Annotated in this window: 18 protein-coding genes and 1 pseudogene; 5 read left to right on the top strand and 14 right to left on the bottom strand. The window is 72.8% G+C overall.

Features of this window, described 5'->3' with window-relative positions:
* Nucleotides 1-23 precede the first annotated feature (23 nt).
* Complete coding sequence (locus F7P10_RS37485; protein ID WP_151016772.1) at nt 24-1,157, top strand: nitronate monooxygenase family protein; 1,134 nt, start codon at nt 24-26, stop codon at nt 1,155-1,157.
* Between the two features lie 69 nt (nt 1,158-1,226).
* Here F7P10_RS37485 and F7P10_RS37480 read toward each other — a convergent pair whose 3' ends face one another.
* Nucleotides 1,227-2,498, bottom strand: a complete 1,272-nt coding sequence (locus tag F7P10_RS37480) for a cytochrome P450 (protein ID WP_151016771.1) — start codon at nt 2,496-2,498, stop codon at nt 1,227-1,229.
* A 210-nt stretch (nt 2,499-2,708) separates the two neighbouring features.
* Here F7P10_RS37480 and F7P10_RS37475 point away from each other — a divergent pair, with 210 nt between their 5' ends.
* Nucleotides 2,709-3,110, top strand: coding sequence for an NUDIX domain-containing protein (locus tag F7P10_RS37475; protein WP_218040246.1), 402 nt, complete (start codon nt 2,709-2,711; stop codon nt 3,108-3,110).
* 31 nt (nt 3,111-3,141) lie between these two features.
* Here the strand turns inward: F7P10_RS37475 and F7P10_RS37470 are convergent, their stop codons facing one another.
* Nucleotides 3,142-4,113: a CapA family protein gene (locus F7P10_RS37470; protein ID WP_151016770.1), complete on the bottom strand. Its 972-nt coding sequence runs from the start codon at nt 4,111-4,113 to the stop codon at nt 3,142-3,144.
* A gap of 74 nt (nt 4,114-4,187) precedes the next feature.
* Complete coding sequence (locus F7P10_RS37465; RefSeq protein ID WP_151016769.1) at nt 4,188-5,234, bottom strand: SGNH/GDSL hydrolase family protein; 1,047 nt, start codon at nt 5,232-5,234, stop codon at nt 4,188-4,190.
* A gap of 94 nt (nt 5,235-5,328) precedes the next feature.
* Here F7P10_RS37465 and F7P10_RS37460 point away from each other — a divergent pair, with 94 nt between their 5' ends.
* Complete coding sequence (locus tag F7P10_RS37460) at nt 5,329-5,925, top strand: DUF4126 domain-containing protein (protein ID WP_151016768.1); 597 nt, start codon at nt 5,329-5,331, stop codon at nt 5,923-5,925.
* Here the strand turns inward: F7P10_RS37460 and F7P10_RS37455 are convergent.
* A complete protein-coding gene (locus F7P10_RS37455; RefSeq protein ID WP_151016767.1) occupies nt 5,903-6,400 on the bottom strand; it encodes a GNAT family N-acetyltransferase in 498 nt (165 codons plus the stop codon). The two genes, F7P10_RS37460 and F7P10_RS37455, sit on opposite strands and share 23 nt — an antisense overlap.
* Before the next feature lie 83 nt (nt 6,401-6,483).
* On the opposite strand from F7P10_RS37455, the gene F7P10_RS44900 reads away from it, so the two are divergent.
* A complete protein-coding gene (locus tag F7P10_RS44900; RefSeq protein ID WP_151016766.1) occupies nt 6,484-7,326 on the top strand; it encodes a GNAT family N-acetyltransferase in 843 nt (280 codons plus the stop codon).
* Nucleotides 7,327-7,367: 41 nt separating this feature from the next.
* Here the strand turns inward: F7P10_RS44900 and uvrB are convergent, their stop codons facing one another.
* The 8 genes from uvrB to polA form a co-directional block, all read right to left on the bottom strand.
* Entirely contained in the window at nt 7,368-9,485 is a 2,118-nt protein-coding gene (uvrB, locus tag F7P10_RS37445; RefSeq protein WP_151016765.1) for an excinuclease ABC subunit UvrB, read from the bottom strand.
* Nucleotides 9,486-9,569: 84 nt separating this feature from the next.
* Nucleotides 9,570-10,724, bottom strand: a complete 1,155-nt coding sequence (locus F7P10_RS37440; RefSeq protein ID WP_151016764.1) for a sensor histidine kinase — start codon at nt 10,722-10,724, stop codon at nt 9,570-9,572.
* 92 nt (nt 10,725-10,816) lie between these two features.
* Nucleotides 10,817-11,419, bottom strand: coding sequence for a dephospho-CoA kinase (coaE, locus tag F7P10_RS37435; protein WP_151016763.1), 603 nt, complete (start codon nt 11,417-11,419; stop codon nt 10,817-10,819).
* Between the two features lie 10 nt (nt 11,420-11,429).
* Nucleotides 11,430-11,984, bottom strand: coding sequence for a GNAT family N-acetyltransferase (locus F7P10_RS37430; protein ID WP_151016762.1), 555 nt, complete (start codon nt 11,982-11,984; stop codon nt 11,430-11,432).
* A 30-nt stretch (nt 11,985-12,014) separates the two neighbouring features.
* Nucleotides 12,015-13,967 carry an endonuclease/exonuclease/phosphatase family protein gene (locus tag F7P10_RS37425; protein ID WP_254716225.1) on the bottom strand — a complete coding sequence of 651 codons (1,953 nt, stop codon included), beginning with the start codon at nt 13,965-13,967 and terminating at the stop codon, nt 12,015-12,017.
* A gap of 231 nt (nt 13,968-14,198) precedes the next feature.
* Nucleotides 14,199-15,695: a 30S ribosomal protein S1 gene (gene rpsA, locus F7P10_RS37420; protein ID WP_151016761.1), complete on the bottom strand. Its 1,497-nt coding sequence runs from the start codon at nt 15,693-15,695 to the stop codon at nt 14,199-14,201.
* A 347-nt stretch (nt 15,696-16,042) separates the two neighbouring features.
* Nucleotides 16,043-17,173, bottom strand: coding sequence for a polysaccharide deacetylase family protein (locus F7P10_RS37415; protein ID WP_151016760.1), 1,131 nt, complete (start codon nt 17,171-17,173; stop codon nt 16,043-16,045).
* 345 nt (nt 17,174-17,518) lie between these two features.
* Nucleotides 17,519-20,203, bottom strand: a complete 2,685-nt coding sequence (polA, locus tag F7P10_RS37410; RefSeq protein ID WP_176611943.1) for a DNA polymerase I — start codon at nt 20,201-20,203, stop codon at nt 17,519-17,521.
* Nucleotides 20,204-20,347: 144 nt separating this feature from the next.
* Between polA and F7P10_RS37405 the strand changes: the two genes are divergently transcribed.
* A complete protein-coding gene (locus F7P10_RS37405; RefSeq protein WP_254716844.1) occupies nt 20,348-20,749 on the top strand; it encodes a PaaI family thioesterase in 402 nt (133 codons plus the stop codon).
* Nucleotides 20,750-21,231: 482 nt separating this feature from the next.
* Here the strand turns inward: F7P10_RS37405 and F7P10_RS37395 are convergent.
* Nucleotides 21,232-21,933 (bottom strand): annotated as a pseudogene (locus F7P10_RS37395) (ABC transporter ATP-binding protein); the annotation flags it as partial.
* Entirely contained in the window at nt 21,923-22,663 is a 741-nt protein-coding gene (locus F7P10_RS37390; protein ID WP_151018544.1) for an ABC transporter ATP-binding protein, read from the bottom strand. The gene F7P10_RS37390 and the pseudogene F7P10_RS37395, both read right to left, overlap by 11 nt.
* Nucleotides 22,664-22,692 lie beyond the last annotated feature (29 nt).

Genomic DNA, 22,692 nt, shown 5'->3' with positions numbered 1-22,692 from the left:
TTCGGTCCAGTAGCGTGCCGGGCATGGACACCGAGGTCTGCCGCCGGTTCGGCATCGAGTTCCCCCTGTTCGCCTTCAGCCACTGCCGCGACGTCGTGGCCGCCGTCACCAACGCGGGCGGCTTCGGCGTTCTCGGCGCCGTGGCCTACACGCCCGATCGGCTGGAGGAGGAACTGCGCTGGATCGACGACCACGTCGGCGGGCGGCCGTACGGCGTGGACGTCCTCGTCCCCGGAAAGATCGACGAATCGGCCGAGCGGGGCGGCGGCCTCGGCGCCATGCTCGCCGCGGTCCCCGAGGAGCACTGGACCTTCCTCGCGGGCCTGTTCGAGAAGTACGACGTCCCGGTGCCCGACTTCGAGAAGGCCGGGCGGGCGAACGCGCGCGGCGGACCGCAGGTGACGAAGCAGGGCGCGTCCGAGCTGATCGACGTGTCGCTCGCGCACCCGATCGGGCTCATCGCGAGCGCGCTCGGCACTCCCCCGCCGCTCATGGTGGAGAAGGCCCGCGCGGCGGGCGTCCCCGTCGCCGCGCTCGTCGGCACCGCCGAGCACGCCCGCCGGCAGGTCGCCGCGGGCGCCGACCTCATCGTCGCGCAGGGCGGCGAGGCCGGCGGCCACACCGGCGAGATCTCCACGATGGTGCTGGTCCCCGAGATCGTCGACACCGTCGCGCCGGTGCCCGTCCTGGCGGCGGGCGGCATCGCGACCGGCCGGCAGATGGCCGCGTCCCTGGCCCTCGGCGCGTCCGGCGTCTGGTGCGGCTCGGTCTGGCTCACCACCGAGGAGGCCGAGACGCCGCCCACGGTCAAGGGGAAACTGCTCGCGGCGACGTCCCGCGACACGGTCCGCTCCCGCTCCCGCACCGGCAAGCCCGCCCGCCAGCTCCGCTCCGCCTGGACGGACGAGTGGGAGGGCCCGGCGAGCCCCGGCGCCCTCGGCATGCCGCTGCAGATGATCGTCGCCGAGGGGGCCATGCGGCAGATCAACAAGATCGCCGAGTCCGGGAACCCGGGCGCCCGGCAGCTGGCGAGCTACTTCGTCGGCCAGTGCGTCGGCATGATGAACACCGTCAAGCCCGCCCGCCAGGTGGTCTACGACATGGTTCAGGAGTTCGCCGACGCCGTGGACCGCCTCAACCGGATCACCGAGGGCTGACCGGCCGCCCCGGTCCGGGCCCCGTGGTCATGGTGCCGTGGTCATGGTGCCGTGGTCATGGTGCCGTGGTCACAGCGCCGCGGCCGGGGCGAACTCGAGGTGCAGCTCGTTGAGGCCGCGCAGGATGTAGGTCGGCTCGTAGGAGTAGCGGCGCTCGCCGGGCGGGCCGTGCTCGGCCTCGCTGAGGGTGATGCCGCTCGTGCGGTCCAGGAGCCGCTCGATGCTCACGAGGGCCTCGATGCGGGCGAGGGGCCCGCCGGGGCAGGTGTGGATCCCGCGGCCGAACGCCAGGTGCTCGCGCACGTTGGGGCGGTCGACGCGGAACTCGTGGGGGCATTCGAAGCGGGCGGGGTCGCGGTTCACCGCGCCGTTGAGCACCATCACCGTGGTTCCGGGGGCGACGTCGACGCCGCCGAGCGTCATGGGCGTGCGGGCGAGCCGGAAGCCGCTCTTGACCGGGCTCTCCATCCGCAGCGTCTCCTCGACGAACGCGGGGACGCGCTCGCGCTCGTCCCGCAGCAGCCGCTGCAGGTCGGGCCGCTCGGCGATGATCCGGAACGCGGAGGTGAGCAGGCGGGCCGTGGTGTCCTGCCCGGCCGCGAACAGGAAGCAGGCGACGCGGACGACGTCGGCCACCTCCGGCAGCGTGCCGTCGGGGAAGCGGGCGGTGGCCAGCGAGGTCAGCACGTCGCCGCGGGGCTCGCGGCGGCGGTCCTCGACGTAGCGGGTGAACCGCTCCTCCAGGAATTCCAGCGGGTTGGCGATCGGCACCTCGCCGTTCTCCAGCGGAGCCGACCCCGAGGCCAGCTGGGCCCGGAAGCTGCGGTGGTCCTCCTCCGGGACGCCCAGCAGGTCCGCGATGACCAGCAGCGAGAACGGCTTGGCGTACTCGCTCATCAGCTCGCACCGGCCGCGCTCGAGGAACTCGTCGATCTGGCGGTCGGCCAGGCGCCGCACGAACTCCTCGTTCTCCTTCAGCCGCCGCGGCGTCAGCAGCTTCTTCAGCAGTTCCCGGTGCGCGGTGTGCTGCGGCCGGTCCAGGGTCACCAGGTGCTCGTTCATCGGGAAGTGATCGCGGTACTTCTCGATCAGCGCCCCGATGTCGTCGCCCTCCGGCTCGAACGGCAGGCTCGGGAACGGCCCGGTCACCGCGTTGATCGACGAGTAGCCCGCGTGGTCCCGGAACACCTCGACGGCCTGCTCGTAGCCGGTCACCGCGGCCACACCGTGATGCGGTTCGATCCGGACCGGGCACTCCCCCCGCATGCGGTCGTAGTGGGGCTGCGGGTCGTCGATGAGGGACTCGTCCGTGAAGAGGTCGGGCTCGTCGAAGTTGCGCAAGGGGGCCTCCGTCAAGGGGTCTGCCGTGCGTTGCCCGGGCGATGCCGTCCATCTGCCGGGTACGGGGTTTCCGCTGGTCAGGGGGATGCTTTGCCGTCAGGTTACGTTAGACAAAAGAGTCAAAACGCCATGACGGCGCCGCCGGCTCCGGAGAATTGCGATGATGGGCGCAGGGGGGACTACCGCAGGCGACCGACGGGGGACACCGGGTTGATCAGGACCATCGACAAGATCGCGTGGATCCATCTGGAGGACGGCAGGATTCTCAGCACCCGATCACGGGGCAAGGACGTCTACTACCTCCCGGGCGGCCAGCGCGAGCCCGGCGAGACCGATCTCGACACCCTCACCCGCGAGATCGCGGAGGAGCTCGCCGTCTCCATCGAGCCCGACACCGTCCGGCACTTCGGGACGTTCCGCGCGCAGGCGCACGGGCACGCGTGCGGCGTCACCGTGCGGATGACCTGCTACACCGCCGACCACCGGGGGACACCCGTCCCGCGCAGCGAGATCGACGAGGTCGGCTGGCTGACCTACCGGGACCGCGAGCGGGTCTCCCCCGTCGATCAGATCATCTTCGACCGCCTGCACGAGGCCGGCGACCTCCGCTGACGGCCGGCGTCCACGGCCGTCCGCCTCCGCCTCAACGGCTCGCGGGCGTGATCGTCAGGCGGCCGTCCCCGGTGGCGGTGACCTCGGTGCCGAAGGGCGCGCAGGCCTCGGTGAGGCGGCCGGTGATCCAGGCGCGGTCGGGGCCGTCGGCGAGGCGGGTGCGGGCGAAGTCGAGGCGGAGCGGGATCGCGTCGACGCGGGACGGACCGCGCGCGTCCAGGGTCACGTGGAAGAGGAGCCCGAGGTCGTTGCGCAGGAGTCCGTCCACGGCGTAGTCGTCGATGAAGTCGCCGAGGTCGAACAGGACCGGCCCGGCGACGCCGTGGAAGACGTGGGCGGAGTGCCCGGCGACCAGGGTGGCGCCCGCCTCCAGGAAGGCCCGTGCGGCCCGCCGGACGTACGGCGGCGGCTCCGACGTCATGTTCGGGCCCCAGTGCGGGGTGACCAGGACGGCGTCGCAGGCCGCGCGCAACTCCCGGACACGGTCGAGCAGCCGCTCGGGCACGCCCGCCCGCAGGTCGGCGTGGGCCACCCCGGGACGGCCGGGCGCGGCGGCGAAGTCCGCGGGGTGGTCGGTGACGCCGACGATCGCCAGGGTCAGTCCCCCGGCCTCCAGCACGACCGGTTCGCGGGCCTCGGCGTCGGTGCGCCCGGCACCGACGGACCGGACGCCCGCGCGGTCCAGGTGCTCGAGCGTGTCGGCCAGCGCGTCGGGGCCGTAGTCGAGGGCGTGGTTGTTGGCGAGGGTGACGCAGTCGACGCCGAGGCCGGCGAGCGCGTCCCCGGCGGCGGGCGGGGCGCGGAAGTGGAACGCCTTGTGCGCGGGGTCCCAGCGCCGTCCCCGGTCGGAGACGCAGCACTCGAGGTTCAGGACGGCGAGGTCGGCCGCGGCGACGGCGTCGCGCACCCCTTCGGAGAACAGCCCGTGCGGGTCGGCGGCGGCGCGCTCGGCCACGCCGCGTCCCAGCATCGTGTCTCCGGCGAGCGCGAGCGTGACGGACATCGGAACCTCCCCCTTCGCCCTCTTCATGCCCGGTCGGCCGGGTGCCGTCACGCGGGGAGCGGGCCGTCCCGCGCTCAGGTGAGGGGGCGGCCGGGGCCCTTCTTGATCTGCTCGACGAACAGCGCCGCGAGGGCGTCGTGGCCCCGCACGGTCGGGTGGAAGCTGCGCGGCTCGGCCTTGAACGCCGACAGGTCGACGGTGAGCCCGTTCATGTACGGCTCGCGGCTGCCCGCCTCGTGACCGGCGAACGCGCTGTAGGCGTCCACGAACTCGACGCTGCCGGGCGCGCCGGACGCCGCGATCCCCGCATCGGCCTCGGCGGCCGTCCGCTTGATCAGCCGGGCCAGCTCGTAGGTGCGGGCGTTCAGCCACCGCTGGTCGGCGACCGTGATGTTGTCGCCGGCCGCGCCGTCCACCTCGGAGAACGCCTTCGGGTAGCTCATCAGGATGATCCGGGCGCGGGGCGCCCGCTCGCGCAGCTTCGCGATCAGCGCGGGCAGCTCCTGCCGCAGCTCGGCCATCCGCCCCGCGATGTCGACGCCCTGCTCGGTGCAGGCGTCGCTCCACGGCAGCTTGATCACGCACCCGGCGAGGATCTTCGAGAAGCCGACGTCGTTCCCGCCGATGCTGATCGTGATCAGGCTCGTGTTGCGGCCGATCCGGTCGATCTGCGGGCGCTCACCGCCCTTGCCGTCCAGGATGTCGGCGGTGGTGGCCCCCGAACACGCCCAGAAAGCGCTGCCCCGCCCGAACTCGAACGCGTTCGCGACGCCGTGGTAGTACGCCTCGGACGTCCGCTGGCAGCGGTTCAGCGGGTTGCGGTCCGCGACGGTGCGCTCGGCGCCGAGCCCGGACGAGTAGGAATCGCCCAGCGCCACGTACCCGCCCCGAGTGGCCGCCTGGATCGGGGTGACCGACGCCGTCCGCGCCACCACCGGATCGGCCCGGACGTCCGGGGCGGGCTCCCGGCAGCCGCTGCCGAACACCTCGCACCGCACCGCCGGCAGCGCCACCAGCGGGAAGACCGCCAGCGCCAGCAGCGCGGCCAGTGCGGCCACGGAGAGCAACCGATCGCCGAGCCGGCCCCGCAGACCCCGCAGCCACGCCCCCGGGCTCGTCATCGTCCCCCCTGTCCTGTTGTGCCGACCCCGCCCGGGAACCCGGGCGGGGGGCGCCCACGTCCTAGGACAACAACGATACGGGGGACTCCGGACGATGCTCGCGACACTGACCGGCCTCGGCCTGTCGACCGCCGCCGGGCTGAACGCCTACATCCCGATGCTCGTCGTCGGGCTCCTCGCGCGGTTCACCGACGTCCTCCGGCTGCCCGCCGAGTTCGGGTGGCTGACGAACGGGTGGGTGCTGGCCGGCCTGGGCGTCCTGCTGGCCGCCGAGGTCGTCCTGGACAAGATCCCGGCGGTCGACACCGTGAACGACGCCGTGCAGACGCTCGTCCGTCCGGCGGCGGGCGGGGCCGTGTTCGCCGCGACGGACGCGGCGGAGCGGCTGGACGAGCGGATCGCCGCGTCCTCGTTCATGCAGGAGCACGGCTGGATCGGCTGGGTGCTCGGGATCGCGGTCGCGCTGGCGGTGCACGCGGTCAAGGCGTCCGCACGGCCGTTGATCGACGGCGGCACGTTCGGCCTGGGCGCGCCGGTCGTCAGCACCTCGGAGGACACGGCCTCCCTCGGCATGAGCCTGCTGGCCGTCGTGGCACCGCTCCTCGCGCTGCTGTCGATCCTCGCGGCGGTAGGGGCGGCGGTGCGGCTGCTGCGCCGGAGGCGGCGGGTCAGCGGGTCGGCGCCCACATGACGACGCGCGGTCCCAGCCGGTGCAGGCCCGCCTCGATCTCCGCCTCCCAGTGCGCCCGCAGGCCCGGTCCCCAGCGCGCCTCGGGCAACTCGGCGAACCCGTGCCGCTCGTACCAGGGCATGTTCCACCGGACGTTCCGGAACGTCAGCAGGCTGACGCCCGGCGCTCCCGCCTCGGCCGCGCGCGCCCGGACGGCCGCCAGCAGCGGCCCGCCGATGCCCCGGCCGGTGAGGTCGGCCCGGACCGCGATCTGCTCCAGGTAGGCCGCGCCGTCGACGTCGCGGACGGCGGCGAAACCGACCGGCGGGTCGCCCGCCACGATGATGTCCGCGCCGGTCCCGATCACCTCCTCGATCACGGTGGGTCCCGGCGGGAACACGATGCCGAGCGGCCGGAACATCCCGTCCGCGTCCCGCTCGATCTCCGGGAGGCCCGCCAGATCACCGTCGCGTGCCGTCCGCACCTCGAACTCCATGGCGCGATCGTAGGACCGCCCCCGCGGGGGAGGAACCGAATATCCGCGTGCGCCGGACGCGGGGCGTCGTCCAGACTGGGGCGATGGGCTGGACGCTGACGCGGGACCTCGACGCGTTCCTCGCCGACGCCGGCGCGTTCCTGCGCGCGGCCCCGGTCGTCCACACGGTCGCGCTCACGGCGACCGCCACCATGCGCGCGCAGCGGCCCGGTGATCGGGAGGACGTCCTGTTCGGCCGGTGGACCCGCGCCGGGCGCGTCGAGGGCGTCGCACTGTGGACCCCGCCGCGCCCGCCGCTGCTGGGCTGCGCCCCGGGCGCGGCCCGCGAACTGGCCGATGCCCTCGCCGGGCACGGCGACGTCCGGGGCGTGCACGCCGCCCCCGGGGCCGCCGAGGCGTTCACGGACGCCTGGCGGCGCCGTACGGGCGGCGAGGCCCGCGTCGCGATGCGGCAGCGCCTTTACCGGCTCGGCACGCTCGCCGCCCCCGAACCGCCGCCGCCCGGCGCGCCCCGGATCGCGACCGCCGCCGACCGCGACGTCGCCCGCACGTGGGTCGTCGCATTCAGCGAGGAGGACGAGGAGCACGGCCCGGCCGACCCGGCGATGCTCGACGACCGCATCGCCACCGGTGGCCTCGTCCTCTGGGAGCGTGCCGGCACACCGGTGTCGATGGCGGCGCGCACCCGGATCATCGCCGGAATGTCGCGCGTCGCGCCCGTCTACACGCCCCCGGAGCACCGCCGCCACGGCTACGGCGCCGCCGTGACCGCCGCCGTGACCCGGTCGGTCCTGGACGCGGGCGCGCGCGAGGTCGTCCTGTTCACCGACCTCGCCAACCCGACGAGCAACGCGATCTACCGGCGGCTGGGCTACCGCCCCGTCGAGGACCGGACGATCATGGCTTTCCGCCCCGCGGCCCGTTAGGGAATCCGCCGGGCCGGCCCTTCGGCCGGGGCCGGGCCCGGTCAGCTGACGCCGGCCTCCTTCATCTCGCGGAGTTCCCGCTTGAGTTCCTTGATCTCGTCCCGGAGCCGGGCGGCGAGCTCGAACTGCAGGTCGGCGGCGGCCTGGTGCATCTGCTCGGTCATCTGCTCGATGAGGCCCTCCAGCTCCTCGCGGGGGCGCTCCCCGACCAGGTCGGCGGCGTGCCGGCCGACCTCGCCCGTCCGGGACGCCAGGCCGGGGACGGGCGCCTTGCCGCGGGACTGCTGCCGGCCCGCGCCGCCGATGAGGGTCTCGGTGTCGGCGTCCTCGCGGGCGAGGGAGTCGAGGATGTCGGCGATCCGCTTGCGCAGCGCCTGCGGCTCGATGCCGTGCTCGGTGTTGTAGGCCCGCTGCTTGGCGCGGCGCCGGTTCGTCTCGTCGATCGCCCGCTCCATCGACGGGGTGACCGTGTCGGCGTACATGTGGACCTGCCCGGACACGTTCCGCGCGGCCCGGCCGATCGTCTGGATGAGGGACGTCTCGGAGCGGAGGAAGCCCTCCTTGTCGGCGTCCAGGATCGCGACGAGGGAGACCTCGGGCAGGTCGAGGCCCTCGCGCAGCAGGTTGATCCCGACCAGCACGTCGAACTCCCCGGCGCGCAGCTCGCGGAGCAGCTCGATACGGCGCAGCGTGTCGACCTCGCTGTGCAGGTACCGCACCTGGATGCCCAGTTCGAGCAGGTAGTCGGTGAGGTCCTCGGCCATCTTCTTGGTCAGCGTGGTGACCAGGACGCGCTCGTCGCGCTCGGTCCGCTCCCGGATCTCGTGCACGAGGTCGTCGATCTGCCCCTTGGTCGGCTTCACGACGATCTCGGGGTCGATGAGCCCGGTGGGGCGGATGACCTGCTCGACGACCTCGCCCCGCACCCGTCCCATCTCGTAGGGCCCGGGCGTCGCCGACAGGTACACCGTCTGCCCGATGCGCTCGAGGAACTCCTCCCACTTGAGGGGGCGGTTGTCGATCGCGGACGGGAGCCGGAACCCGTGCTCGACCAGCATCCGCTTGCGGGACGCGTCGCCCTCGTACATCGCGCCGATCTGCGGGACGGTCTGGTGCGACTCGTCGACGACCAGCAGGAAGTCCTCGGGGAAGTAGTCGAGGAGGGTGTTGGGCGCGGACCCGGCGGCGCGGCCGTCGATGTGCCGCGAGTAGTTCTCGATGCCCGAGCAGGTGCCGACCTGCCGCATCATCTCGATGTCGTAGGTGGTGCGCATCCGCAGCCGCTGCGCCTCGAGCATCTTTCCCTGCCGCTCCATCTCGGCGAGGGTCGTCTCGAGCTCGGCCTCGATGTCGCCGATCGCCCGCTCCATCCGCTCCGGACCGGCGACGTAGTGGGACGCGGGGAAGACGTACAGCTCCTCGTCCTCGGTGATCACCTCGCCGGTCAGCGGGTGCAGGGTGGCGAGCTTCTCGATCTCGTCGCCGAACATCTCGATCCGGACGGCGAGCTCCTCGTACTGCGGGATGATCTCGATCGTGTCGCCCCGCACCCGGAACGTCCCGCGGGTGAACGCGAGATCGTTGCGCGAGTACTGCATCTCGACGAGCCTGCGCAGCAGCTCGTCCCGGTCGATCTCCTGCCCGACGTGCAGCCGCACCATCCGGTCGACGTACTCCTGCGGCGTGCCGAGGCCGTAGATGCACGACACGGACGCGACGACGACGGTGTCGCGCCGCGTGAGCAGCGAGTTCGTCGCCGAGTGCCGCAGCCGGTCGACCTCGTCGTTGATCGAGGAGTCCTTCTCGATGTAGGTGTCGGTCTGCGGGATGTACGCCTCGGGCTGGTAGTAGTCGTAGTACGACACGAAGTACTCGACGGCGTTGCCGGGCAGCATCTCCCGCAGCTCGTTGGCGAACTGGGCGGCGAGGGTCTTGTTCGGCTGCATGACGAGCACGGGCCGCTGCAGCTTCTCGATCAGCCACGCGATCGTGGCGGTCTTGCCGGTGCCGGTCGCGCCGAGCAGCACCGCGTCCTTGTCGCCGCGGGCAACGCGCCCGGCGAGTTCGCCGATCGCCTGCGGCTGGTCGCCCGACGGCGTCATCTCGGTGACGACCTCGAACGGCGCCACACGGCGCCGCAGATCCGTGACTGGCCGCATTCGTCCCTCCCCTGGTCTCCCCCCACTGTATTCAGGGGGTCCGACATTCGGTACGCGGTCGACGGAACCGCAGGTCACGGCCCGTCAGGACGTCGGCAGCGGCAGCCGCGCGCGGACCGCCCAGCCGCCGTCCAGCGGCCCGGCCTCGAAGCCGCCGCCGAGGGCCGTGACGCGCTCGCGCAGCCCCACCAGGCCGTTCCCGCCGCTCGGCAGCGCATGCTCGGGCGGGGCCGTCGAGACGCCGTTGACGACCTCCACCTCGACCGCCTCGGCCAGCAGGACGAGCGCCACCCGGGTGTCGGCGGCGCCCGCGTGCTTGTGGACGTTCGTCAGCGCCTCCTGGACGAGCCGGTACACCGCGCGCCCGACGGCGGGCGGCATCGGCCGATGCTCGCCCCGGACCGCCAGGTCCACCCGCAGGCCCGCCGCCCCGGACTGCCCGACGAGCTCCCGGACGTGCTCGAGGGTGGCGTTCTCCTGCGGCAGGACCTCCTCGCCCTGCCGCAGCACCCCGATCACGTGCCGCAGCTCCTCCAGTGCCTGCCGTCCCATCTCACCGATCACGTTCGCGGTCTCGGCCGCGCGTCCGGGATCGCGCGAGGCGATGGCCCTCAGCGCCCCCGCATGCACCACCATGACGCTGATCCGGTTGGCCACGACGTCGTGCATCTCCCGCGCGATACGGGTGCGTTCCTCGCCCCGCGCGCGCTCTGCCAGCAGATGCCGTTCGCGTTCCAGCCGCGCCGTCCGCTCCTGCAGCGACGCCAGCAACTGCTTGCGCGCCCCCATGTACAGGCCCAGCAGCACAGGGACGGCGATGAACGCGACCGCGGAGATCGCGCGGACGCCCAGGCTGTCGTTCGAGGCCGCCGGGGCGGGGAGCACGACGGACAGCACGTACCCGGCGACCGACACCGCCACGGCGGCCCGCCTGGAGGCGGCGTAGGCGGCCAGCGAGTACAGCATGATGATGAACCCGATCGCGCCGCCGCCGGTCGCCGTGCTGAACGCCACCGTGAACACCGCGAGCCCGACCGGGTGGAGCCGCCGGACGATCAGTGCGAGCCCGACGACGACGCTCGCCGCCGACACCCCCCACGGCGGGAGCCAGAAGTCCTGCTGCGGCGTGAACCAGAGGACGGTGGCGTCGGTGATCGCCGCCGACACGGCGATGGCGACGTCGAGCGCGCGCGAGCGCCGCGACGCCCACGCCGTCCGCCACCATCCCCCGGGCTGCATAGCGACGAGCCTATAGCGGCCGGCCACCCGGCACCGGCCACCCGTGACGAAGGTGACATCCGGCACTCACCGGGCGTCCGAGCCCCTTGCGGTCAGGTCCGCGCGGCGCGGGCGGCCAGGGCCTCCCAGAGGGCGTCGACCTGCGCGTTCAGCTTCTCGAGATCACCGGAGTTGTCGATCAGGTGGTCGGCGACGGCGCGCCGCTCGTCGCGGGACGCCTGGTTCGCCATCCGGGCGCGGGCGTCCGCCTCGGTCATGCCGCGACGGGACGTCAGCCGGTCGAGCTGCGCCTCCTCGGGGGCGTCGACGACCACGACGGCGTCGTACATCCCCTTGAGCCCGTTCTCGACCAGCAGCGGCACATCGTAGATCACGACGGCGTCGCTCGGGGCGGCGTCCATCAGCTCCCGCATCCGCTCCCCCACCAGGGGATGGACGATCGCGTTCAGCGCGGCGAGGCGGTCGGCGTCGTGGAACACGATCGAGCCGACCTTCGGGCGGTCGAGTTCGCCCGACGGCAGCAGCACGTCCTCGCCGAACTCCGCGACCACGGCGGCCAGGCCGGGGGTGCCGGGTTCCACGACCTCCCGCGCGATGCGGTCGGCGTCGATCACCACGGCGCCGTGGGCGCCGAGCCGCCCCGACACCTCGCTCTTGCCCGACCCGATCCCGCCGGTGAGTCCCACTTTCAGCATGAGAGGAACCCTAGGCCCCGGCCGTTCCGGCGGTCCCGGCGGTCCCGGCCGTCCGCGCGGTGCCGCCGGCGGACGCGGTGCCGGCGGGACCGAGGGGCTTGCGCATGTGGACGTGCGTGAGGTGCGCGGCGACCCGCTCCCGGTGCGTCTCCCGGTAGCCGGCCCGCCGGTACAGCCGCAGGTTCCCCTCGCTGAGGTGGCCGGTGAACAGCATGGCCGCGTCCGCGCGTCCGGACGCCGCGTCCTCGACCGCCCGCAGCAGCCGCCCGCCGATCCCGCGGCCCTGCAGGTCGGGCGGTACGACGAGCCGCCCGATCAGGCACGTCCGGTCGTTGAACCGGGCGCGGACGGCACCGGCGAGACGTCCGTCCAGCACCGCCTTCAGCACGATGCCGTCGCCGGCCGCCAGGGCCGCCCGGACCTGCTCCAAAGACTCCACGAGCGGCGGGATGAACGGGTCGCCGTACAGCTGCGCCTCGGCCAGGTAGGCGGCCCGCTGGACGGTCAGGATCTCCCCGGCGTCCGCGAGGGCGGCCCGCGCGACGGCGGCCGTCGTCTCGGTCATGCGCACGACCCTAGCTCCCGGCGGCCCCCGCTACCGCTGGATCCGGACGGTCACCGCGACCGGGTAGTGGTCGGACGCGTCCGACGTCGGCACGTCGTAGTCGGAGAACAGCACACCGTCCGACCCGAAGATCCAGTCGTGCCGCTCCCCGTCCGGGGTGGTCGGGGACGGGTCGGCGCCGATCACGGCGGTGCGCAGGTCCGTGCCGCGCGTCATCCGCTCCAGCTCGGGGCTGCCGGGACCGGAGTTCAGGTCGCCGCCGATCACGGTGCGGGGCGCGCCGCCCCACGCCCGCAGCAGCGCCGCGATCTGCCGGACGCGCTCGTCGGCGTGGCTCTCGCCGCCCTCCAGATGCGTGGACCACACGTCCATCGTGGTCTCACCGACGCGGAGCCGCGCCCACACGTAGCCGCGGATCTGCGACCAGTCGCCCTTGGGCATGCGGGCGGTTCCCGAGCTGACGACCGGCAGGGAGGTGAGGATCGCGTTGCCGAACTGGCCGTCGGCGGCCGGGCCCCAGATCAGCTTCATGCCGAGCCGCCGCGACAGCCACACCCCGACGTCGGCGGTGCCGGACAGCAGCGAGCCCCGTCCGGCTTCCTGCAGCAGGACGACCTGCGGTTTCTGCTGCTCGATGGTGCGGGCGAGGCCCTCGGGGTCGAGCCGCCCGTCCTGGTCGACGGCGTCGTGGATGTTGTAGGTCATGATCCGGACCCGGCCCTCGCCGGGTGCGGCCTGCGCCGTCCCGTCCGGCACGGCGACCGTGAACACGAGCGTCCCGGCCAGCAGCGCGAGGGACGCGGCACCGGCGATCAGGGCGCGCAGCGGCGCGCGCGCGGGCAGCGGGCCTCCGCGGGCCGCGGTGATCGCGGCGAGCGCCCCCAGCGCGATCCCGGCGACGCCGGGCAGCAGGTTGTTCGGGAACGGCATCGGCAGCAGCGCGCTCACCTGGTACGGGACGAGGATCACCGCGACGAGGAAACCACCGAGGGCCGCGGCGACGTCGATGCGCAGCACCGAACCGCCCGTCCCGGCGCGGCGCAGCGGCGCCCGCGACGCGACGGCGAGCAGCCACGCCGCCAGCACCTGCCCGAGGATCACGATCGGGACGACCTCGATCCCCGAGACCGCGTAGGTGCCGGCGACCGCGCCCGCGCCGATGCCCAGGACCGTCCCGCCGAGCACGCACACGCCGCCCGGCACCGCCCGGACGGCGAGGCCCGAGGCGAGGAACGCGAGCGCGAGGCCCTGCCCGGCGACGATCGTGACGTGCGCCGCCGTCAGGGACCGCCAGCCGGACGACGCGACGAACGCGGGGCTGGACAGCACGAGCACCTGCAGCGCCAGGAACGGCCCGAACGCCGAGGCGCCCAGCGCGTCCCGCCAGGAGATGCCGGGCGGCGCCACCGGCCCGGATCCCAGCTCCCGCCAGAGCGCGGCGGCGCCGAGCCCGACGAACGCCAGGCACGCGATCCACGGCCCGATCCCGGACCGCCACACCGGATCCCAGGTGGCGAAGCACATCCGGACGGCCGCGTCGGCCGACAGCCCGGCGACGGCCGCGGTCGCGAACCCGACTCCGGACAGGCCGCGGGCGCCCTCGTAGAGCGCCGCCACCGCGATCATGCCGATCGCGGCGCCGATGAACACCAGCCAGGTGCGGGGGTCGATGAGCTGCGCGAGGAGCCGGACGGCGAGCAGCCCGCCCACTCCGGTCAGCAGCAGGCCGCGCGGGCCGGCGGCGCGGCGGATCAGCGGCGCGGCGAACCCGGCCAGGAAGACGATCAGCACCGCGACGGCGGCGACGCCGAAGCCGGCGCTGTCGGCGAAGTTGTCGAGCTGCGGTAGCGAGAAGCGCAGGGTCTGCGCCAGCACCGCCACCGTGATCGCGATCAGCGCGAGCCGGGCCGGGCCGGGCGGGACGATCGACGGGCCGGGCACCACCGGGCCGCCGATCCTGGATTCTGCCTCTGTGCTGGCCACTTTTTCGAGTGCTCCAGGGGGACGGGCGTTTCTGGGGGTCGTGGCAACGAGATCACGGCCGGGGGCCGATCCGTGAAGATCGGCCCCCGGCCGTGATCATAGGGTCATCGGCGACCGCACGCCCAGGCACGTCCGGAGCGCGCGGCGCCCTACACCGGGGCCGGTCCGGCTGGGACCGGCCGCCGGTGGAGTCGGCCCCGCGGTGCTGGGCACCTCGCGGCCGACGGGGCGTCACTGCCCGCCGGAGAGCTTCTCCCGCAGCGCGGCGAGCGCCTCGTCGGTGGCCAGGGCGCCACCGCCGGACTCGCTCTCGCCGCCGCCGGAGTAGGAGGTCTCGCCGCCGCCGCCGGCACCACCACCGGACGGTGCGGGCGCCGCGTCGGCCTCCGCCTCGGCCTTGCGGGCCTCCTCGATCTGCCGGCGGTGGGAGTCGAAGCGGGAGCGGGCCTCGGCGTACTGCCGCTCCCAGGTCTCGCGCTGCTCGTCGAAGCCCGGCAGCCACTCGCCGGTCTCGGCGTCGAAGCCCTCGGGGTACTTGTAGTTGCCCTGCTCGTCGTACTCGGCCGGCATCCCGTACAGGGTGGGGTCGAAGTCCTCTTCGTCCATGCCCGCGGCGCCCTCGTTGGCCTGCTTGAGCGACAGGCTGATGCGGCGCCGGTCGAGGTCGATGTCGATGATCTTCACGAAGATCTCGTCGCCGACCTGGACGACCTGCTCGGGGATCTCCACGTGGCGCTCGGCCAGCTCGGAGATGTGGACCAGGCCCTCGATGCCCTCCTCGACCCGGACGAACGCGCCGAACGGCACCAGCTTGGTGACGCGGCCCGGCACGACCTGGCCGATCTGGTGGGTGCGGGCGAACTGCTGCCAGGGGTCTTCCTGCGTGGCCTTGAGCGACAGGGAGACGCGCTCGCGCTCCATGTCGACGTCCAGGACCTCGACCGTGACCTCCTGGCCGACCTCGACGACCTCGGACGGGTGGTCGATGTGCTTCCAGGACAGCTCGGAGACGTGCACCAGGCCGTCGACGCCGCCGAGGTCGACGAACGCGCCGAAGTTGACGATCGAGGAGACGACGCCCTTGCGGACCTGGCCCTTCTGCAGGGTGTTGAGGAAGGTCTGGCGGACCTCGCTCTGCGTCTGCTCCAGCCAGGCGCGGCGGGACAGGACCACGTTGTTGCGGTTCTTGTCCAGCTCGATGATCTTGGCTTCGAGCTCGCGGCCGACGTAGGGCTGCAGGTCGCGGACGCGGCGCATCTCGACCAGCGAGGCGGGCAGGAAGCCGCGCAGGCCGATGTCGAGGATCAGGCCGCCCTTGACGACCTCGATGACGGTACCGGTGACGATGCCGTCCTCGTCCTTGATCTTCTCGATCGTGCCCCAGGCGCGCTCGTACTGGGCGCGCTTCTTGGACAGGATCAGCCGGCCTTCCTTGTCCTCCTTCTGGAGGACGAGGGCCTCGACGTGATCCCCGACGGCGACGACCTCGTTCGGGTCGACGTCGTGCTTGATCGAGAGTTCCCGGGACGGGATGACGCCCTCGGTCTTGTAGCCGATGTCGAGGAGGACCTCGTCACGATCGACCTTGACGACAGTGCCTTCGACAATGTCGCCGTCGTTGAAGTACTTGATGGTCTCGTCGATCGCTGCGAGGAAGGCTTCCTCGGACCCGATGTCGTTGACCGCTACCTGCGGGGTGGTCGAGGTGGCCTCGGTGCTGCTCGTCATGTGTCGGCTGGCTCCGGTACGGACATGGAAGTCGTATGGGTTGTGCGCGGCGGGCCGTTGGTCTGCCCTGCCGAAGACCGGAAAGGAACGCGGGTCGCCCCGCGCCTGTGAACCGAACCGTTGTCGCCGACCTGACCGAGCGCGAGCTTGCTCCGTCCGAAGCACGCGCAAGCCCACAGCGCAGCGATCAGGATATGGGACCGAAACCCCCCGGGTCAATCCGGCCCCCGCCGCCCCGGCTCCCGGCCGCGCGTCCGGGTCCGTCCGGCCCGCGCCCGATGCGGGCGGACGGCGGGCTGATGGCGGACGACCGGCGGACGGGCCGCGCGCCGGCGGCGGCCGGGAGGTCAGTAGACCCGCGCGATGCTCCGGGCCTGTGCGGCGAGCCCGTCCTGCAGCCCCCTCGGGACCGTCACCGTACCCGGATCCCCGTCCGAGGTGTACCGCTCCTGCGGGTGCTGGTCAAGGTACTCCAGCCACGCCGTCGAGCAGTACTTCTCGCAGTCGTTCTCCTTGATCTTCCCCTCCGACCGCACCCGGGGGACGGCCCACCGGTCGAAGTCCTCGGAGAACGGCGACGGCGCGGGCCGCCAGCCGGCCAGGAACATGCCCTGGAACGCGAACCGGCCCTGCTGCTCGCGCGCCCACTCCTCCTTCTCGGGCGGGACCCCGAACGGGTAGGCGAGGGTCCCGGTGTGCGCGCCGGTGAGCTTGACGACCTCGTCCTCCAGCCCGCCGATCTCCGCGCGGACCTTCTCGGCGGACAGCCCGCCGAGGTTGGGGTGCGACAGCGTGTGGTTGCCGAGGTCGTACCCGTGCTGCAGCAGCCACGCGAGCCCCGCCGACGCCTCGGCGCCCTTGAGCCCGAACATGTCCTTGTTCAGGTACATGGTCGCGGTCGCCCGGAAGCCGGGGTTCTCCCTCGCGACCCGCTGGATGATCCCGACGGCGGTGTCCGGCTTCGGGTTGCCGTGCGCGTCGAGGCCGAAGTGGCCCGGCGTGCTGTCGTCGAACGTCAGCACCACCGGGTGCCTCCCCGCGGGGACGTCGATCCGCCCGCTCGCGAGTTCCGTCGCGGTGATCGGGGTGTACCCGCCCTTGGCGAGCCTGGTCAGCTCGTCGTACAGCTCCTTGGTCGACCGGTCCAGCGACTGTTCCGCCTTGTCCAGGATCCGGTGGTACATCAGCACCGGCACCTGTCCCAGCTCGTTGGCCTTCGCCGCCGCCGCGGCGGGCGCCGCCGCCTGGATCGGCGCCGTCGCCGCCGCGCTCGGCGTCGCGCTCGCGGTTCCGGGCACGGCCGCCCCGGCTCCGGGTGCGGGGCGCTCCGCGTCCACCGGCCGCGCCGGATGACCCCCTCCGACCCGCTCGACCTCGGCCTCGTTCCCGCCGTCGTCCCGCCGCTCTCCGGGCAGTACCAGCCCGAGGAGGACGGCGCAGACGACCACGACTCCTGCGATCTTGTGAAGGAGCGGCATGTTCCCCCCGCCGGTCGACCCGAACAGGACCAGAGACAGCGTAGATCCACGGGAGATCTACGGACACCTCATCTGGTACCCGCACGATCCCCGGGAGCACCCGCGCTCCGGCCCTCATCCCGCCAAATCCAGAACCCGCGGGTAAATGGCATGACTCACCCAGGTGTCCCGGACACGCCGCCACCCGCGCCTTGCGGCCCGCGCGGCGGCACCTCCCATAAGATCAACCCACCGTGACGTATCGATCACCGGGGGTACCTTAAGCGTGCCGCCCGGGTCCGCGACCGCTTCCGGCCGACGCTCCGGCGGCCGATCCCGAGCGGGCCGCGGCGGGCCGGCGCGGGATCAGTGGGCCGCGTCCTGCCAGGTGCGGCCGGTGCCCATGGAGACCTCCAGCGGGGCGCGCAGCTCGTACGCGCCCGTCATCTGCTCGCCCACGAGCTCCTTGACGCGGTCGAGCTCCCCGGCGGCGATCTCGAGGACGAGCTCGTCGTGAACCTGCAGCAGCACGCGCGACGCCAGGTCCGCGCCGCGCAGGGCACGGTCGACGTTCAGGCTCGCGACCTTGACGATGTCGGCGGCCGACCCCTGGATCGGGGCGTTGAGAGCCATCCGCTCGGCCATCTCGCGGCGCTGCCGGTTGTCGGAGTTCAGGTCCGGCAGGTAGCGGCGGCGGCCCAGGATCGTCTCGGTGTAGCCGTCGCGGCGGGCGCGGGCCACCACGTCGCGCAGGTAGTCGCGGACGCCGCCGAACTGCTCGAAGTACTCCTCCATCAGCCCGCGCGCCTCGTCGGGCGCGATGCGCAGCTGCTGCGAGAGCCCGTACGCCGACAGGCCGTAGGCCAGGCCGTAGTTCATCGCCTTGATGCGGGCGCGCAGCTCGGAGTCGATCTGCTCGGGCGGCAGCCCGAACACGCGGGACGCGGTGATGGTGTGGAAGTCGGCACCGGACCCGAACGCCTCCAGCAGCGCCTCGTCCTCCGACAGGTGCGCCATGATCCGCAGCTCGATCTGCGAGTAGTCGGCGGTCAGCAGCGTCTCGTAGCCGGCGCCGACGACGAACGCCTCCCGGATCCGCCGTCCCTCCTCGGTGCGGATCGGGATGTTCTGCAGGTTCGGATCGGTGGAGGACAGCCGCCCGGTCGCCGCGACCATCTGGTTGAACGTGGTGTGGATGCGGCCCGCGTCGTCGGCCATCGGGATGAGGGAGTCGACGATGCTCTTCAGCTTCGCGACCTCCCGCCACCGCAGGATGTGCTCGAGGACCGGATGCCCGTCCTTCTCCAGCAGGTTGCTGAGCGCCTCGGAGTCGGTGGTGTAACCGGTCTTGGTGCGCTTGGTCTTGGGCAGGCCCAGCTCGTCGAACAGGACCTGCTGCACCTGCTTCGGGGAGCCCAGGTTGAACTCCCGGCCCACGGCCCCGTGCGCGTCCTGCTCCTGCTGCTTGACCTGCCCGCCCAGCGTCGCCGACAGGCCCGCGAGATGGTCGGCGTCCACGGCGATGCCGGCCCGCTCCATCCCCGCGAGGACGCCGACGAGCGGGAGCTCGACCTCGTGCAGCAGCCGGGTCGCGCCGCGCTTCTCCAGGTCGGCGTCCAGGACGTCGGCGAGTTCGGCGACCGCCCGCGCCCGGACCGCGAGCGCCTGCGCGGCCTCCTCCTCGCCGGACCCGTCCAGCGTCAGCTGCCCCGAGTCCTCGGCCTCGCCGCGCAGCTCCCGGTGCAGGTAGCGCAGCGCGAGGTCGGCGAGGTCGAACGTGCGCTGCCCGGGCAGCGCCAGGTACGCGGCCAGGGCGGTGTCGCTGGTGAGGCCTGCCAGGGCCAGGCCGCGCGCCGCCAGCGCCAGCATCGGGCCCTTCGCCTCGTGCATCGCCTTCGCGCGGGCGCCGTCACCGAGGTACGCGGCGAGGGCGCGCTCGTCGTCCTCGATCAGCTCCGCCGGGTCGAGGTGGACGGCCGGGCCGTCCTTCGACGCGAGGGCCAGCGCGGTGATCTCCCCGGTGCCGCGGCCCCACGTCCCCGTGACGGCGACGCCGAGCCGCCCGCCGGCGTTCGCGTCCAGCCAGGTGCCCAGCGCTCCCGGCTCCAGCTCCTCCAGCTCGACGTCGAAGCCCTCGTCGGCCTCCGGCTCGGCCGCGTGCAGCGTGGAGTACAGCCGTTCGCGCAGCACCCGGAACTGCAGCGAGTCGAACAGGGTATGGATCTCCTCGCGGTCCCACTGGCCCATCGCCAGCTGCGGCGGCGTCAGCTCCAGCCCGACCTCGGAGTCGAGCCGGTTGATCTGGTGGTTGCGGATCACGCCCGACAGGTGCTCGCGCAGGTTGTCGCCGGCCTTGCCCTTGATCTCGTCGACGCGGTTCACCAGCGTGTCGAGGTCGCCGAACTTGGCGAGCCACTTCGCGGCCGTCTTCGGGCCGACGCCGGGCACGCCCGGCAGGTTGTCGCTGCTCTCCCCCACCAGCGCGGCCAGCTCGCGGTACCGCTCCGGCGGCACGCCGTACTTGGCCTCCACGGCCGCCGGGTCCATCCGGGCGAGCTCCGACACGCCCTTCACCGGGTACAGGACCGTGACGTGCTCGTTCACGAGCTGGAAGGCGTCCCGGTCACCGGTGACGACCAGCGTCTCCAGACCGGCCTCGGTCGCCTGCACCGACAGCGTGGCGATGATGTCGTCGGCCTCGAACCCCGCCACCGACATCCGCGGGATCCGCAGCGCGTCCAGCACCTCGAAGATCAGGCTCACCTGGCTGCGGAACTCGTCCGGCGTCTTCTGCCGGCCCGCTTTGTACTCCACGTACTGCTCGTGCCGGAACGTCGGCTCCGACCGGTCGAACGCCACCGCGATGTGGGACGGCTGCTCGTCCCGGAGGACGTTGATGAGCATCGAGGTGAAGCCGTACACGGCGTTCGTCGGCTGCCCGTCGGTGGTGGAGAAGTTCTCCACCGGCAACGCGAAGAACGCCCGGTAGGCCAGGGAGTGCCCGTCGAGCAGAAGGAGCCGTTCACGCTTGTCAGGGGTCGCTGCTGTCATCGCCACAGCAGGACTCTAGTCTGCGCGTACGACAGATATGTGGAGGAGCAAGTGACAGACCCCAACGGCGTGACCTCCGAAGATCGCGCGGACGGCGCCGACGGCGCCGGTGCGGGCGGCGGCACGGGCGACCTCGCGAAGGTCATCGCCGGATTCGCCCGGTTCGACGAGGGCTCCGACCTCGCGAAGACGATGGGCATCGAGTACCTCGAGGCCACGCCCGAACGCGTCGTCGCCCGCATGCCCGTCGAAGGCAACACCCAGCCCTACGGCCTCCTGCACGGCGGCGCGTCCTGCGTCCTCGCCGAGTCCATCGGATCCGTCGGCTCCGCGCTCCACGCCGGCGCCGGCCGGATCGCCGTCGGCATCGAGATCAACGCCACCCACCACCGGTCCGCGACCCAGGGACACGTCACGGGCGTCGCCACCCGCGCCCACGGCGGCCGCACCCTCGCCACCTACGACATCGTCATCACCGACGACCGTGACCGCCGCGTCTGCACCGCGCGCCTCACCTGCATGCTGCAGGACGCGCCCGAATCCTGACCCGCGAAGACCCGCGTTCTTCGCGGGACCTTTGCGACGAGGCACCGCACATCTGTACGGTGGCTCAGAACGGCCCGGGATCGCCGAGTAGACAACGTACGCGCCGGGGAAGGCCCGTACGGCCCCAAAGGTGATCCCGGGTCAACGCATGTCCGGGGTCCGGACGCGGCGCGTGCGGGCCCGTTCGGTCGGCGCCGGCGTACCGGCGGCCGCGGACCGCGAGGCGCGCCCGCCGGGCCCGGACGAACCGGACCCGGCGGGCGCGTCGCAACGAGGCGGTCTTTGCGTCAGGCGGTCGTCGTCCCTCCGGCATCGCCCCCGCCGGACTCGCCACCGCCGGACTCACCGCCGCCACGGGCGTCCTCACCGGTGCCGCCGTCACCGGCGCGGGCGTCCGCGCCGCCTCCGGCGTCCGGGTCCGCGGAGTCGCCGAGCGCCCCGGCCTCCGCCGGCCCGCCCGCGGCACCGGCCGCCTCGCCGAGATCACCGCCCAGGTACGCCGCACGGACCTGCGGGTCGTCCAGCAGGTCCGCCGCCGCCGCCGTCTTCACCACACGCCCCGTCTCCAGCACGTACGCGCGGTGCGCGATCTGCAGCGCCTGCTGGGCGTTCTGCTCCACCAGCAGCACCGTCGTGCCCCGCCGGTTGATCTCCTCGATGATCGAGAAGATCTGCTGCACCAGCATCGGCGCCAGCCCCATCGACGGCTCGTCCAGCAGCAGCACCTTCGGCTTGGCCATCAGCGCCCGGCCGATCGCCAGCATCTGCTGCTCACCGCCGGACATCGTGCCGCCCGCCTGCGACTTGCGCTCCGCCAGCCGCGGGAACAGCTCGTACGCCTCCGCCAGCTCCTTGGACGGGTCGTCCTTGCGGGCGTACGCGCCCATCAGCAGGTTCTCCTCCACCGTCATGCCGGGGAAGATCCCCCGGCCCTCCGGCGCCTGCCCGATGCCCACCAGCACCCGCTTGTGACCCGCCATCCGGCTGATGTCGGCGCCCTCGAACCGGATCGCGCCCGACGACGCCTCCAGCAGCCCCGACACCGCCTTCAGCGTCGTCGTCTTGCCCGCGCCGTTCGCGCCGATCAGCGTGACGATCTCGCCCTGGTCCACCGACACGCTGACGCCCTTCAGCGCCGCGATCTTCCCGTAGTGGACGTGAATGTCGTCGATCTCAAGAAGCATCGGCCGGAGCCCCCAGATACGCCTCGATGACCCGCGGGTCGCTCTGCACCTCGGCCGGCAGACCCTCGGCGATCTTCTGACCGAAGTCCAGCACCGCCACCCGGTCGCTGATCCCCATCACCAGGCCCATGTCGTGCTCGATCAGCAGCACGGTCACGCCGGTGTCACGGATCCTGCGGATCAGCTCCTGCAGCGCCGCCTTCTCCGCCGGGTTCATGCCCGCCGCGGGCTCGTCGAGCAGCAGCAGCTTCGGATCCGTCGCCAGCGCACGCGCGATCTCCAGCCGCCGCTGGTCGCCGTACGGCAGGTTCTTCGCCAGCTCGCCGGACCGGTGCGGGATCCCCACCAGCTCCAGCAGCTCCGCCGCCTTCTCCCGGCCCCGGCGCTCCTCCCGGCGATGCCACGGCAGTCCCAGGGCCGCGCCGACGAACCCGGTCCGGTGATGCGCGTCCGCGCCCACCAGCACGTTCTCGACCGCCGTCATGTTGTGGAACAGCCGGACGTTCTGGAACGTGCGCGCCACGCCCAGCTTCGTCACGGTGAACCGCTTCTTGCCGTCGATGCGCGTCCCGCCGAAGACCACCCGGCCCTCGGTCGGCTGGTACACGCCCGTCGTCACGTTGAACACGGTGGTCTTGCCCGCACCGTTCGGCCCGATCAGCGCGAAGATCTCACCTTCGCGAACCGTGATCTCGACCTTGTTGAGGGCCACGACGCCACCGAAGCGCATGACGACGTCCCGCAACTCCAGCAACGGCG

The sequence above is a fragment of the Actinomadura sp. WMMB 499 genome, assembly GCF_008824145.1.
Classification (GTDB): Bacteria; Actinomycetota; Actinomycetes; order Streptosporangiales; family Streptosporangiaceae; genus Spirillospora.
Note: the sequence above shows the minus strand (reverse complement) of the source record. Positions and strands in the feature narration are given on the sequence as shown.

Excerpts from the sequence above, each read along its gene's own strand:
- F7P10_RS37430 (WP_151016762.1), bottom strand. The coding sequence starts at position 11,984 with ATGACCGAGACGACGGCCGCCGTCGCGCGGGCCGCCCTCGCGGACGCC.
- rpsA (WP_151016761.1), bottom strand. The coding sequence starts at position 15,695 with ATGACGAGCAGCACCGAGGCCACCTCGACCACCCCGCAGGTAGCGGTC.
- F7P10_RS37390 (WP_151018544.1), bottom strand. The coding sequence starts at position 22,663 with ATGCGCTTCGGTGGCGTCGTGGCCCTCAACAAGGTCGAGATCACGGTT.
- F7P10_RS37460 (WP_151016768.1), top strand. The coding sequence starts at position 5,329 with ATGCTCGCGACACTGACCGGCCTCGGCCTGTCGACCGCCGCCGGGCTG.
- F7P10_RS37465 (WP_151016769.1), bottom strand. The coding sequence starts at position 5,234 with ATGACGAGCCCGGGGGCGTGGCTGCGGGGTCTGCGGGGCCGGCTCGGC.
- uvrB (WP_151016765.1), bottom strand. The coding sequence starts at position 9,485 with ATGCGGCCAGTCACGGATCTGCGGCGCCGTGTGGCGCCGTTCGAGGTC.
- F7P10_RS44900 (WP_151016766.1), top strand. The coding sequence starts at position 6,484 with ATGGGCTGGACGCTGACGCGGGACCTCGACGCGTTCCTCGCCGACGCC.
- F7P10_RS37485 (WP_151016772.1), top strand. The coding sequence starts at position 24 with ATGGACACCGAGGTCTGCCGCCGGTTCGGCATCGAGTTCCCCCTGTTC.
- F7P10_RS37470 (WP_151016770.1), bottom strand. The coding sequence starts at position 4,113 with ATGTCCGTCACGCTCGCGCTCGCCGGAGACACGATGCTGGGACGCGGC.
- polA (WP_176611943.1), bottom strand. The coding sequence starts at position 20,203 with ATGACAGCAGCGACCCCTGACAAGCGTGAACGGCTCCTTCTGCTCGAC.
- F7P10_RS37455 (WP_151016767.1), bottom strand. The coding sequence starts at position 6,400 with ATGGAGTTCGAGGTGCGGACGGCACGCGACGGTGATCTGGCGGGCCTC.
- F7P10_RS37415 (WP_151016760.1), bottom strand. The coding sequence starts at position 17,173 with ATGCCGCTCCTTCACAAGATCGCAGGAGTCGTGGTCGTCTGCGCCGTC.
- F7P10_RS37440 (WP_151016764.1), bottom strand. The coding sequence starts at position 10,724 with ATGCAGCCCGGGGGATGGTGGCGGACGGCGTGGGCGTCGCGGCGCTCG.
- coaE (WP_151016763.1), bottom strand. The coding sequence starts at position 11,419 with ATGCTGAAAGTGGGACTCACCGGCGGGATCGGGTCGGGCAAGAGCGAG.